Origin of the sequence: Mesorhizobium sp. M7A.F.Ca.CA.002.05.1.1 (assembly GCF_003998335.1) — a bacterium.
Classification (GTDB): Bacteria; Pseudomonadota; Alphaproteobacteria; order Rhizobiales; family Rhizobiaceae; genus Mesorhizobium.
Genome location: NZ_RZQI01000051.1, coordinates 1 through 13520 on the forward strand (window position 1 = coordinate 1; position 13520 = coordinate 13520).

Genomic DNA, 13520 nt, shown 5'->3' on the forward strand with positions numbered 1-13520 from the left:
GGCGCTGGCCATGGAGCCGAAGATACTGCTGCTCGACGAGCCGTTCGGCGCGCTCGATGCGCTGACGCGCGCCCATCTGCAGGATGCGGTGATGGACATCCACTCCAGGCTCGGCTCGACGACGATCATGATCACCCACGATGTCGACGAGGCGGTGCTGCTTTCCGACCGCATCGTCATGATGACCAATGGCCCGGCGGCAACCATCGGCGAAGTGCTTCCCGTGCCGCTGGCGCGGCCGCGCCGGCGCGTCGAACTCTCTTCCGACCGGACTTTCCTGCGCTGCCGCGAGGCGGTGCTGAAGTTCCTCTACGAACGCCACCGCTTCGTCGAAGCCGCGGAGTAGCACCATGAGCGAAAGACTTGTCATCATCGGCAACGGCATGGCCCCCGGGCGCATGCTCGAGCACCTGCTGGAACAGGCGCCGGGCCGCTACACCGTCACCATCTTCAACGCCGAGCCGCGCGTCAATTACGACCGCATCATGCTGTCGCCGGTTCTGTCGGGCGAGAAAGCCTATGAGGAGATCATCATCCACGGCGACGGCTGGTACATCGCCAACAACATCACCCTCTACAAGGGCCACAAGATCATTGCCATCGACCGGACGGCAAAGACCGTTACTTCGGATCATGGTGTCACCGAGCCTTACGACAAGCTCGTCATCGCCACCGGTTCGGTGCCGTTCATCATTCCGGTGCCGGGCCATGATCTGCCGGGCGTGCTGACCTATCGCGACCTCGATGACGTCCAGGCGATGATGCTTGCCGCCCAGTCGCGCGCCAAGGCGGTGGTCATCGGCGGCGGCCTGCTCGGGCTGGAGGCGGCAGCAGGGCTGAACGCGCAAGGCATGGACGTCACCGTGCTGCATGTCATGCCGACGCTGATGGAGCGCCAACTCGATCCCGCGGCCGGCTATCTGCTGCAGCGTGCCGTGGAGCAGCGCGGCATCAAGGTGATCACCAAGGCCAACACACAGGCGATCACAGGCAACGGCAAGGTCGGGCAGGTGGAGCTTGCTGACGGCACCATTATCCCAGCAACGCTTGTGGTGATGGCCGTCGGCATCAGGCCGAATTCGGCGCTGGCGAAACAGGCCGGCATCGCTGTCAACAGGGGCATCGTCGTCGACGCCGGCATGCGCAGCAACGATCCCGACATCTACGCGCTCGGCGAATGTGCCGAGGTCAACGGCCAGGTCTATGGCCTCGTCGCACCGCTCTACGAGATGGCGCGGGTCACAGCCAGCCAGCTGGCCGGCAACGAGGCGGCGGCCTTCGTCCATATGGACACGCCGACCAAGCTCAAGGTCACCGGCATCGACCTGTTCTCGCTCGGCGACTTCGCCGAGGGCGAGGACCGCCAGGAGATCGTGCTGCGCGATGCGGCCGCCGGCGTCTACAAGCGCCTCGTCCTGAAGGACGACCGCATCATCGGTACCGTGCTCTATGGCGAGACGGCTGATGGAGCCTGGTTCAACGACCTCAAGAAGAAGCAGACCGATATTTCCGAAATGCGCGACACGCTCATCTTCGGCCAGTCCTACCAGGGGGGTGCCCCGCTGGACCCTATGGCGGCCGTTGCAGCCTTGCCGGATGATGCGGAAATCTGCGGCTGCAACGGCGTTTGCAAGGGAAAGATCACTGGCGCGATTACGGGGAAGGGCCTGACCTCGCTCGACGACGTGCGTGCCCACACCAAGGCGTCAGCCTCCTGCGGCTCCTGCACCGGGCTGGTCGAGAAGCTGATGGTGCTGACCATCGGCGACAAATACAATCCGGCGGCGGTGCAGCCGATGTGCGGCTGCACGACGCTCGGCCATGACGAGGTGCGCCGGCTGATCATCGCCAAGGGCCTGAAGACCATTCCCGCCGTCATGCAGGAACTGGAGTGGACGACCTCCTGCGGCTGCGCCAAATGCCGGCCGGCGCTCAACTATTATCTCGTCTGCGACTGGCCGGACGAGTACGCCGACGACTACCAGTCGCGCTTCATCAACGAGCGCGTCCACGCCAACATCCAGAAGGACGGCACCTATTCGGTGGTGCCGCGCATGTGGGGCGGCGTCACCAACGCGGCGGAGCTGCGCGCCATCGCCGACGTCGTCGACAAGTTCGAAATCCCGATGGTCAAGGTCACCGGCGGCCAGCGCATCGACATGCTCGGCATCCGCAAGGAGGACCTGCCGGCGGTATGGGCCGATCTCGGTCAGGCCGGCTTCGTCTCCGGCCACGCCTATGCCAAGGGGTTGCGCACGGTGAAGACCTGCGTCGGCTCGGACTGGTGCCGCTTCGGCACGCAGGATTCGACAGGGTTTGGCGTCCGCATCGAAAAATTCATGTGGGGCTCGTGGACGCCGGCCAAGGTCAAGATGGCGGTGTCGGGCTGTCCGCGCAACTGTGCCGAGGCGACCTGCAAGGATGTCGGCGTGATCTGCGTCGACTCCGGCTACGAGATCCATTTCGCCGGCGCGGCCGGCCTCGACATCAAGGGCACCGAGGTGCTGGGCCTGGTCAAGACCGAGGATGAGGCGCTGGAGCATATCGTGGCGCTGACGCAGATGTATCGCGAGCAGGGTCGCTATCTCGAGCGCATCTACAAATGGGCCAAACGCATCGGCATCCCCGAGATCAAGCGTCAGATCATGGACGATGGCGAGAAGCGCAAGGCTTATTACGACCGCTTCGTCTTCAGCCAGAAATTCGCCCAGGTCGATCCGTGGTCGGAACGCGTTTCCGGCAAGGACAAGCACGAATTCCGGCCGATGGCCTCGGTCGGGTTTGCGCAGGCGGCGGAGTGACAATCATGAACTGGATCGCCATCGGCTCTATCGCCGACATCCCCCGCCGCGGCGCGCGCTGCGTCGCCACCCCGGAAGGCAAGATCGCCGTCTTCCGCACCGCCGATGATCAGGTCTATGCCATCGACGACCATTGCCCGCACAAGGGTGGACCGCTCAGCCAGGGCATCGTGCACGGTGCGGCGGTGACCTGTCCCTTGCACAACTGGGTGATTTCGCTGGAGACGGGCAAAGCGCTCGGCGCCGACGAGGGCGCGGTGCGCACCATTCCGGTGCGGGTCGAAGGCGAACGTCTGTTCATCGCGCTGGAAGCGCTGGCCAGCCGCGCGGCCTGAACCATGGAGATTGAGGAAGCGCGCGAGGTGAGGACCACCTGCCCCTATTGCGGGGTGGGCTGCGGCGTGCTGGCGAAGGTCGCCGCGGACGGGCAGGTGTCCGTGCGCGGCGACCCCAACCATCCGGCCAATTTCGGTCGGCTCTGCTCCAAGGGCTCGGCACTGGCCGAGACCATCGATCTCGGCGGCAGGCTGCTTCATCCGGAGATCCATGGTCGCCGCGCCGGCTGGGACGAGGCGCTCGACCTGGTCGCTTCGACCTTCTCGCAGACCATCGCCCACCATGGGCCCGATGCGGTCGCCTTCTATGTCTCCGGCCAGTTGCTGACCGAGGACTATTATGTCGCCAACAAACTGATGAAGGGTTTTGTCGGCTCGGCCAACATCGACACCAATTCGCGCCTGTGCATGGCCTCCTCGGTCGCCGGCCACCGCCGCGCTTTCGGCTCCGACACCGTGCCAGGAACCTACGAGGATCTGGAACTGGCCGACCTGATCGTGCTGGTCGGCTCCAACCTCGCCTGGTGCCATCCGGTGCTCTACCAGCGCATCGCGGCTGCCCGGGAAAAGCGGCCGGAGATGAAGATCGTCCTGGTCGACCCGCGTCGCACCATGACCGCTGACATCGCCGATATGCATCTGGCGATCGCGCCCGATGGCGACGTCGCTTTGTTCACGGGCCTGCTCGCTTATCTCGGCCAGCACAATGCGCTCGACCGCGCCTACATCACGACGCACACGACCGGCTTCGGGCAAGCGCTTTTCGCGGCCTCCGCGCTCGACCTGGCCGGCGTCGCCGCCGCCACCGGCCTGAGCGAGGACGAGCTTGGCCGTTTCTACAGCCTGTTTGCGGCGACGGCGAAAACGGTGACGGTTTACAGCCAGGGTGTGAACCAGTCGTCATCCGGCACCGACAAGGTCAACGCCATCATCAACTGCCATCTCGCCACCGGCCGCATCGGCAAACCCGGAGCAGGGCCGTTTTCGGTGACGGGCCAGCCCAACGCCATGGGCGGCCGCGAGGTCGGCGGCATGGCCAATATGCTCGCCGCCCATATGGAGATCGAAAACCCCGACCATCGCGACCGTGTGCAGCGCTTCTGGAACGCGCCGGCCATTGCCGGAAAGCCCGGCCTGAAGGCAGTCGAGATGTTCCAGGCGCTGGCCGACGGGCGCATCAAGGCGCTGTGGATCATGGCCACCAACCCGGTCGATTCGATGCCGGACGCCGATGCCGTCGAAGCGGCGATCAAGGCGTGCCCTTTCGTGGTGGTGTCGGACGTGCTGGCCCGGACCGACACCGTCCGCCATGCCCATGTCCGGCTGCCCGCCGCCGCCTGGGGCGAGAAGGACGGCACCGTCACCAATTCAGAGCGCCGGGTGTCGCGCCAGCGCGCGTTTTTGGAGCTGCCCGGCGAGGTGCTGCCCGACTGGCGGATCGTCGCCGAGGTGGGCAAGCGGATGGGGTTCGGCGAGGCGTTTTCCTATGCGACGCCGGCGGAAGTTTTTGCTGAACACGCGGCGCTGTCGGGGTTCGAGAATGATGGTGTGCGGGACTTCGATATTGGCGTCTACGGCGGAGTTGATGGCGAGACCTACGCAACGCTTGAGCCGTTCCAGTGGCCGGCGCCCGGTCGTGCCGACCCCTTCTGGCCTGCCGGCCATCTCCCCCTCAAGGGGGGAGATCAGCCTGCCGCTCGGCTTTCGCCAATCGCCAACGCTGCGGAAGAAGCGCCGGTGTCAAAGCTGCTAGTCTCCCCCCTCGAGGGGGAGATGGCCGGCAGGCCAGAAGGGGTCGGCACGACTGGGCTCCAGGTTCGCTTCTTCGCCGACGGCAATTTCTACACACCCGATCGAAAGGCGCGCTTCATCGCCATCCGCCCGACCACGGAAGTCCGCACCAGTCCCGACTATCCGCTGATCCTCAACACCGGCCGTATCCGCGACCATTGGCACACCATGACGCGGACCGGCAAAAGCCCGCGGCTTTCGCAGCACATCGCCGAGCCATTCGTCGAGATCCACCCGGTGGATGCGCAGCGCTTCGGCATCGGTGACGCCGACATCGTGCGCGTTTCCAGCCCGCGCGGTGACGTGCTGGTGCGCGCGCTGGTGACGATACGCCAGCGCCAGGGCAGCCTGTTTGCGCCGATGCACTGGACCGATCAGTTCTCGGCAAAGGGCCGGCTCGACACGCTGACCGCGCCGCTGACCGATCCCATTTCCGGCCAGCCGGCGCTGAAACATGTCGCCGCCCGCATCGAGAAATTCGCCGCAAAAGCCTTCGGCTTTGCGGTGACGCGGCATAGGCCGTCGCCCGATGCCGCGGCCTATTGGGCCGTGGCCAAATGCAAGGGCGGCTGGCGGGTCGAGCTTGCCTTTGCCGAAGACGACATCGACTGGGCCGGCTTTGCCGGGTCACTGTTCGGCGCGTCACCGGGTGCGGAAATGCTCGCCTATCATGACTGCGACGCCGGCCAGCATCGCATCGCCGCCTTCGACGGCGATCAACTGTCAGGCGCCTTGTTCGTCGCGCCCGGCCCGGTCGCCGTGTCGCGCGGCTGGGCGGCGGAACAGTTAAGTGCCGATCATGTCGACCGGCGCGGAAGGCTGGCGATCGTGGCCGGACGGCCGGGCGGGGTCGACGTCGATCGCGGCGCCATTGTCTGCTCCTGCTTCGGCGTCGGCGCCAACCAGATCGCCGAAGCGGTGCGCCGCGGCTGCGGCAGCGTCGCGGGGATCGGCGCGGCCCTGCATGCCGGTACGAATTGCGGCTCCTGCCGCGCGGAGATCAGGGTCATCATCGACGCGCAAAGTCTTCAAGCAGCCGAGTGATTGTCCCGACCAAAGGGGCCTGCGCGACGGCGCTGGTTGGGCTATGGTGGCGTAAGCGTGCTGCGCACGAATCGCCTTCAGTCAGGGTCATCCCAATGGCAAATCCCCCGCGCCGACCGACAAATCCGATGGCGGCCGCCGAAGCGGCTTTCAAGCCGGTGAAGAAGCCGGCCGCGCCGGTTCGTGAGCCCTCCGCCGCTCCAGGCGTCAGGGAGCTTGTTTCGATCCGGATCGACCGCGCCGTGCTGGACCACTTCCAGGAGGATGGGCCGGGCTGGCAGGACCGCATCAACGACGCCTTGCGGCAGGCGATAGAAGGCAAGCCGACGGCCGGCGGTTTGGGCGACGAGTAGCGCCCATCGCTTCGTCATCCACGGGCGGAGCAAGGAGCGTAGCGACGCGGCGCAGACCCCTGGAGCTGCTCCGCAGCCCAAGGGATACATGCCGCGACCTCAAAGCGCTGCAGCGGTGCAGAATTCTGTTCCGCTGCATTCCTCGATGGCTGTCACGGAATGGATCCCAGGGTCTCCGCGACGGAGCTTCGCTCCTGCTTCGCCCTAGGATGACGAAGTTGGGGAGGCTTCAGCCAAAGCGGACGTCGGCTCACGCCTCGAAGTGCAGGATATAGAGCTTGCGCGTCTTCTCGTGGATCGTCCATTCGCCTTTCCACCCTTTCGGCAGCACCAGCATTTCGCCCGGGCCGACGTCCTTGCTGCGGCCATCGGGACCATGCAGCGAGACCCGGCCTGACACGATGTGGCACGTTTCGGAATTGCTGTCGCGCGATGCGGTGAAGCGGCCCGGCGTGCACTCCCAGACGCCGACTTCCAACGTGCCGTCGGGCGAGGTCCACAGCGTCTTCGCTGCTTCGAACTGATTGCCGCTGATCGAGGTCGGCTTGGGCTCGGGCTCGCCGAGATCGATCGAGGCGAGATGGGCGAAGGTCTGGAAATCGGTCATGGCAGTCTCTTAATGTCCTGTGATGCGATCGGCGATTGCGGCGAGTTTCGACGTGTGCTGGAGGCCGGCCTCCTCGCGTTCGTCGGCGACGCGGTAGAGCTGATACATCGAGTGGACACCGAGCCAGCGCATCGGCTCGGGCTCCCACTTGCTGACCTGGCGGTTGACCCAGGGCAGGCGGGTCAGCTCAGTGTCGCGCCGCAGGATGAGATCGCGCAGCGTGCGGCCCGACAGGTTGGAACTGGATACGCCGAGCCCGACATAGCCGCCGGCCCAGCCGATGCCGGTCTCAGGGTCGAGACCGGCCGTCGTGCACCAGTCGCGGGGCACGCCCAGCACGCCGCACCAGGCGTGGTCGATGCGAAGCTTGGCTGTCTGTGGCAGAAGGCGGATGAGGATCGCGTGCAGGCTTTCGATCGTCGCCTGCTGCGTCTGGCCGCGCACGTCGGTCTGCGAGCCGTAGCGGTAGGGCACGCCGCGTCCGCCCATGGTGATGCGGCCTTCCCTGGTGCGCTGTGCATAGCAATAGGCGTGCGCGGCGTCGCCGAGAAGCTCATGGCCCTCCCAGCCGATCTCGTCCCATAGCGATTGCGGCAGCGGCTCGGTGATGATCTGCGCGCTGTTGAGCGGCAGCCAGAGCCGCTCATTGCCTGGTATGCCGGCCGTGAACCCTTCCGTGGCACGAATGATGATTGGCGCGCGCACGGTGCCGCGGCTCGTCGTGACCTTGCCCTTCTCGATGCCGGTCACGGTGGTCTGCTCGTAGATCGGCACGCCAATGCGTTCGACGGCTTCGGACAGGCCGCGCACCAGCTTGGCCGGCTGCACGCGCGCGGTGCCGTGGTGGATATAGCCGCCAAGCACATTTCTGATGTTGATGCGGGCTCTGGCCTCTTCCTGACCGATCAGGCCGACACGCTCGCTCGGCACGCTCCAGCCGATCGCATCGGCATAGGCGGCCTTGATCCGTTCGAGCTGCGGCGGGTTGGTGGCGACCGTCAGATTGTCGACCCGGCGGATGTCGGCATCGATGCCTTCGGTCTCGGTCACCGCGATCACTTCGTCGACCGTGCCATGCATGGCGGTTTCCATGTCGATGACGGCGCCGCGCGTCGAGGTCTGCAGATATTTTTCGCGCGACCAGCTGAAGCCGCCGGACAGCCAGCCGCCATTTCGGCCCGACGCGCCGAAGCCGGCGAACTCCCTCTCGACGATGGCGATGCGGATCGAAGGATCGGCCTTCTTCAGGTAATAAGCCGTCCACAAGCCGGTGTAGCCGGCGCCGACGATGCAGACATCGGCTTCGAGATCACCTGGAAGCGGCGCGCGGTAGGCCGGCAGGCCGATGTCGGCATACCAGAACGAGACGTTGCCGTTGACTTTGGCGTCCATGTCTAAAAATCCTGCGGGGAAAAGCGGTCAGGTCATCGTCATGTCGGCGCGGTCGTCGTCGGCAAGAAGTTTTGCATCGACGACGGACCAGCGCAGATCGACCGTGTCACCAATCGAGAACGGTGTGGCTTCCAGCGACGAGCGCACGATGGCGACCGAGCCGTCGCGAAGCGTCACCTGGTATTTCGAACCCGACCCCAGATAGATCGCTTCGCTGACCTCACCAGTGAGGCTGTTCTGCCCGGCGGCGGGAGGCGTGTTGGTGCCGGCAAGCGACAGCTTCTCCGGCCGCAGCAGGACCACCGGTTTGCGGCCGCCGGCGAGCTTGCCGTAGGCCACGATCTTCTGGCCGGCGATCGTCAGGCTGGTCTGGTCTCCGGACGCCTGGGCCTCGCCGCGCAAACTGGTCGATTCGCCGATGAACTTGGCCACGAACAAGGTCGTCGGCTCGTCGTAGAGCTGGCGGCCGGTTCCGACCTGTTCGATGCGGCCCTGATTGAACACAGCGATGCGGTCGGAGAGCACCAGCGCTTCTTCCTGGTCGTGCGTCACATAGACGAAGGTGGTGCCGAGTTCGCGGTGGATCCGCTTGATCTCCAGCTGCAGCCATTCGCGCAGTTTCTTGTCGAGCGCGCCGAGCGGTTCGTCCATCAACAGCAGCGGCGGATCGAAGACGATGGCACGCGCCAGCGCCACGCGCTGCTGCTGGCCGCCGGAAAGTTCGGAGGGATAGCGATGCGCGAAATCGGCCATCTTGACCATGTCCAGTGCTCGTACAACGAGACGGTCGCGCGCCTGCTTGTCCATGCCGCGCAAGGTGAGGGGATAGGCGACGTTCTTGCCGACCGTCATGTGCGGAAACAGCGCGTAGTGCTGGAAGACGACGCCGATGTTGCGCTTGTGCGCCGGCAGGGCGACGATGCTCTTGCCGCCGACGGCAAGATCGCCTGCGGTGAGGTCGGTGAAGCCCGCAACGACGTTGAGCGTGGTCGTCTTGCCGGAGCCGCTGGGCCCCAGCAGCGTCATGAACTCGCCCGGCTCGATATGCAGGCTGACATCATCGAGCGCGGTGAAATTGCCGTAACGCTTGGTTGCGCCCTTGATGTCGATGGCCGCGCCACGTTCCCTCGCAGTCATCTCAACTCCTCGTCGATTTCGAGCTGATGATCAGCCCGGCGCTGATGATCAGCGTCGTGGCAATGAAGATGATGGTTCCGACGGCCGTCACCGTCGGGTCGGCGTCGCGGGTGATGCTGGTGAAGATCTGCACCGGCAAGGTCTTGAGGTAGGGACTGGTGATGAACAGCGCGACGATGATTTCATCGAAGGAGGTGACGAAGGCAAACAAAAGCCCGGACAGGATACCGGGCGCGATCAGCGGCAAGGTCACGGTGCGGAATGTGGTGAAGCGGTTGGCGCCGAGGCTGGCCGCCGCCGTTTCCAGCCGCACGTCGAAGACTTCGAGGCTTGCCGATACGGCGATGATGACGAAGGGGATCGCCAGCATCGTGTGCGCGATGACGAAGCCGGTGGTGGTGCCGACAAGCTGGTAGTCGAGGTAAACGGCATAGATGCCGATCGCCAGCACCACGCCGGGCACGATCATCGGCGTGATCAGGATAGCGCGCAGCAGGCCGGCGCCGGAATGTTTCATGCGGCTGAGGCCAAGCGACGCCAGCGTGCCGATCAGCGTGGCGGCAACGGCGACGAGGCCCGCGACCCTCAGCGAATTGAAGAAGCTCGACAGCCAATCGGGATTGGTGAAGAAATTCGCGTACCACTGCCAGGAGAAACCGGAGGGTGGGAAGGCCAACGACTTCTTCTCGTTGAACGACATCGGGATGATGACCAGCGTCGGCATGACCAGCCACACGGCGACCAGCAGGCAGAACAGGCCGAGCAGGATGCGGAAGGGGGCCAGCCTCATGATCTGGCCGCCTGCTTGTGGCGCTGGCGCATCAGCGGTGCGGCGAGCGCCAGAAGCACGAAGGTCGCGCCCAGCAGGACGACCCCCATGGCGCCGCCGCGTCCCCAGTTGAGCAGGCTGAGCACCTGGCTCTGCACCAGCGTCGACAGCATGGTGCTGCGCGGGCCGCCGAGCAGGGCAGGGGTGATGTAGAAGCCGAGCGACAGGATGAAGACGATGATGGCGCCGGCGAAGACGCCTGGCAGCGACAGCGGCAGATAGATCTGCAGGAAGGCACGTGCGGGCCGCGCGCCGAGGCTGCGCGCCGCCTGCACGAGGCGCAAATCGATGCCGCGCATGACAGAATAGAGCGGCAGGATCATGAACGGCAGCAACACCTGCGCCATGCCGATGACGACTCCGGTCTGCGTGCGGATCAGCTTCACGCCGTCAAAGCCGAGCAGCCTGATGACCGAATTGATGATGCCGGAATCCTGCAAAAGGATGACCCAGGCCAGGGTGCGCACCACGCCGCTGACCCAGAACGGCACCAGCACGCACAGGATGAGGACCAGCCGCAGGCGCGGCCCGACCGCCGTCATGAGATAGGCATAGGGATAGGCGGCGATGACGCAGACGATGGTGACCCAGGCGGCGATGGAAAAGGTGCGCCACAGGACGGTGACGTTCACCGGCGTGGAGAAGAACCAGACGTAGTTCTGCAGGCCCCAGGCCGGGTCCGAAAAACTGCGCAGCGTGACGGTCAGCAAGGGATAGCCCATAGCCGCGATAAGCAGGAGCAGGGCCGGCATCGCCAGCAGCGACGGATAGGCGGCAAGGCGCAGGCGCCGCTGCGGCCCCTGCACGGCACCTGACGGCCGGGGATAATCACCCCCGGCCGTCGGCGTATGCGATGTCTGGCTCACGCCGTCACCTCAGTGGTAGCCGGCTCAGTTGCCGGCCATCAGCGCCGTCCACTTGTCGGACGCAGCGGCGAAGTTGGCGACCCAGAACTTGATGTTCTGCTGATAGCCGAGCTTGGCGTGGTCCGGCGTGTTGGTCAGGAAGGCGGCGACGGACGCGTCGACCTTTGGCTGTGCCTCGTTGTTGATCGGCGAGTAGGAGGTCTGCTCGGTCAGGATCTCCTGCGACTTCTTGCCGAGATAGGCGTTGATCAGCGCGTAGGAGGCATCGGGGTCCTTGGCGCCGACCGGGATGGTCAGCTGATCCATGACGACCAGCCAGTCCTTCCACACCGGCGTATAGGCAGCGCCATTCTTGACTGCCGTCATGGCGCGGCCGGTCCACATGATGATCATGTCGGCCTCGCCGGACTCGGCGAGCTGCTGGGATTCGGCGCCGGTCTTCCAGAAGATCGTGTCGGGGCCGATCGCCTTGATCTTGGCGATGCCCTTGTCGATGTCGGCCGGCGTCATGGCGTCGACCTTGCCGCCGTCGGCCAGGATGGCCTGTTCGATCAAGCCGCCGAGCGGGCTGCCGCTGCCGTCGATGGCGCGGGTGCCGGGGAATTTCGCGGTGTCGAAGAAATCCTTCCAGTCCTTTGGCGGATTGTCCTTGTACGTGTCGTTCTTGTACATCAGGACCATGCCGTAATTCATCGCCGGCACGCTGCACTCGCCGACCTGTCCGGGCGGGATGTGCGAGATATCGAGCTTGGTCAGGTCGAGCTTCTGGAACAGTTTGCCGCAATGCACGAAGGGCGGAAAATCATCCGTGTCGACGACATCCCAGGTCACATTGCCTGATTCGACCTGCGCCTGGAGCTTGGCGATTTCGGTCGGTCCGTCGTTCAGCAGCTTGACGCCGCTCTTGTCGACGAATTCCTTAAGCGCGGCAACCTGGCCGTCCTGGTAGATGCCGCCATACGAGACGAAGGTCAGCGTCTTGCCCTTCAGCGACCCGTCCACCACGGTCCCGGCCGGCGGCGCGTTCTGCGCGTGAGCGGCGGCTGCGAGCAAGGCCAGTGCGGCGGCGCCGACAAGCCCGGCCAATCTTGATCTGCTTCCCATTTTCTAACCCTCCGATGGCTCGCTGTTTGATTTTGGCAGGCCGGGCGCGAGCGTTTTCCGGGCTACATATTGATCGAGGTCGACAGCGCCGCTTGTCGGCGGCGCGATGATCCACAGCACTTCGGCCACCGTATCGCCGACATTGATCGTCCGGTGCGGCGTCGAGGTCGAATATTCGATGCTGTCGCCCTCTTCGAGGGTGAAGCTCTCGTCGCCGAGCGTCAGTTGCACGCGTCCGCGCAGCACGAGGAACATCTCGTTCGCGTTGCCATGCGTGTAGGGCACGTCGCCGGTGGAGCCGCCGACGGCGAACTCGCCGCAATAGACTTCCATCTCGCGGATCGGCCGGCGCGACAGCAGCGTCTTGCGGTAGCCTTCGCTGGTCGGCAGCGCCGGCCGTTCGGCCCGTGTCAGCACCGCGTGCGGCGACACCTCGCGTTCGTCGAAAAGATCGGCGAGGCTGATGCCGAGCGCGTTGGCGATCAGCATCAGCGTGCTGGTGTTGGCACCCGAAAGGCCGCGCTCGAGCTGGCTCAGGAAGCTGGCGGTGGTGCCGATCATGTCGCCGAGCTGGCGCAGCGTCAGGCGCCGCGTGGTGCGATAGGCCTTGATGCGATCGCCCAATACCGTCGAGCGGCGCGCTTCGGCGCTGGTTGCGGCATTGTCGTTGAGTGCGTGATCCGCAGCGATTTTCATGGCGATCTCAGGGTTCACTTAACATGCTATTAAGTGAGGCGTCCTGGCAAGCGGAATCGCCTTGTCATTTGAAAATCATCGATGGACCTGCAGAGAGCCCGTAATCGGCCGACCGGCAACGCCGGTTCGGCTCGATCACTGGATCATGAAGCGCGAACTGAATGGCAGGCTTGCCGCGCCGACGGCCTTCGGGCTGATGCTGACCCGCGCGGGCAGCGCTTCGATGCCGGGGAATTCCCGGCCGATGTCGGCGCACAAGGCCTTGGCGATCTTCTGCGGCGCGTAGCTGGACAGGACGACCGTCCTGAATTCGACAAACTGGGTCAGTGCGGAAATAGAGGCTTTCAGGCGGTTGGAGCATTCCCCTAGCCATTCGCTGTAGGCCTCGCCAAGGTCAGGCCACTCGGGGCTGCTGCTCCAGATGATTTCGGACGGGCGCCGGCGCTTGGTCAGTTCGCTCTCCAGGCGCATCAGCCCATGATCGAAGCTGGCGCTGGAGTTTCCCTTGTAGATCTGGTGGTTGAGGATGAGCCTACTCTGCAGCCGTGCTCCCAGATAGAAGAAC

The 13520-nt window shown here is 65.0% G+C and carries 11 protein-coding genes and 2 pseudogenes; 5 read left to right on the forward strand and 8 right to left on the reverse strand.

Annotated elements, in window-relative coordinates; all coding sequences use genetic code 11:
• From EN939_RS04795 to EN939_RS04815, 5 genes and pseudogenes are all read left to right on the forward strand, one after another.
• Nucleotides 1–346 (forward strand): annotated as a pseudogene (locus EN939_RS04795) (ABC transporter ATP-binding protein); the annotation flags it as partial.
• A 4-nt stretch (nucleotides 347–350) separates the two neighbouring features.
• Complete coding sequence (nirB, locus tag EN939_RS04800; protein WP_127267122.1) at nucleotides 351–2801, forward strand: nitrite reductase large subunit NirB; 2451 nt, start codon at nucleotides 351–353, stop codon at nucleotides 2799–2801.
• A gap of 5 nt (nucleotides 2802–2806) precedes the next feature.
• Nucleotides 2807–3136, forward strand: a complete 330-nt coding sequence (nirD, locus tag EN939_RS04805; protein WP_127267123.1) for a nitrite reductase small subunit NirD — start codon at nucleotides 2807–2809, stop codon at nucleotides 3134–3136.
• A 3-nt stretch (nucleotides 3137–3139) separates the two neighbouring features.
• Complete coding sequence (locus tag EN939_RS04810; protein WP_127267124.1) at nucleotides 3140–5971, forward strand: nitrate reductase; 2832 nt, start codon at nucleotides 3140–3142, stop codon at nucleotides 5969–5971.
• Nucleotides 5972–6066: 95 nt separating this feature from the next.
• Entirely contained in the window at nucleotides 6067–6324 is a 258-nt protein-coding gene (locus EN939_RS04815) for a BrnA antitoxin family protein (protein ID WP_127267125.1), read from the forward strand.
• A 250-nt stretch (nucleotides 6325–6574) separates the two neighbouring features.
• Here the strand turns inward: EN939_RS04815 and EN939_RS04820 are convergent, their stop codons facing one another.
• The 8 genes and pseudogenes from EN939_RS04820 to EN939_RS04855 form a co-directional block, all read right to left on the reverse strand.
• Entirely contained in the window at nucleotides 6575–6931 is a 357-nt protein-coding gene (locus EN939_RS04820; RefSeq protein WP_127267126.1) for a cupin domain-containing protein, read from the reverse strand.
• A 9-nt stretch (nucleotides 6932–6940) separates the two neighbouring features.
• Nucleotides 6941–8323 (reverse strand): NAD(P)/FAD-dependent oxidoreductase, encoded by a 1383-nt coding sequence (locus EN939_RS04825; protein WP_127267127.1) that lies wholly within the window; start codon nucleotides 8321–8323, stop codon nucleotides 6941–6943.
• Nucleotides 8324–8350: 27 nt separating this feature from the next.
• A complete protein-coding gene (locus EN939_RS04830; RefSeq protein ID WP_127267128.1) occupies nucleotides 8351–9460 on the reverse strand; it encodes an ABC transporter ATP-binding protein in 1110 nt (369 codons plus the stop codon).
• 1 nt (nucleotide 9461) lies between these two features.
• Complete coding sequence (locus EN939_RS04835) at nucleotides 9462–10250, reverse strand: ABC transporter permease (protein WP_127267129.1); 789 nt, start codon at nucleotides 10248–10250, stop codon at nucleotides 9462–9464.
• On the reverse strand, nucleotides 10247–11155 hold the full coding sequence (locus tag EN939_RS04840) for an ABC transporter permease (RefSeq protein ID WP_127267130.1): 909 nt from the start codon (nucleotides 11153–11155) through the stop codon (nucleotides 10247–10249). Before EN939_RS04840 ends, EN939_RS04835 begins: the two co-directional genes overlap by 4 nt.
• A gap of 24 nt (nucleotides 11156–11179) precedes the next feature.
• Entirely contained in the window at nucleotides 11180–12259 is a 1080-nt protein-coding gene (locus EN939_RS04845; protein ID WP_127267131.1) for an extracellular solute-binding protein, read from the reverse strand.
• 3 nt (nucleotides 12260–12262) lie between these two features.
• On the reverse strand, nucleotides 12263–12955 hold the full coding sequence (locus EN939_RS04850) for a helix-turn-helix domain-containing protein (protein WP_127267132.1): 693 nt from the start codon (nucleotides 12953–12955) through the stop codon (nucleotides 12263–12265).
• Between the two features lie 135 nt (nucleotides 12956–13090).
• Nucleotides 13091–13520 (reverse strand): annotated as a pseudogene (locus EN939_RS04855) (ROK family transcriptional regulator); the annotation flags it as partial.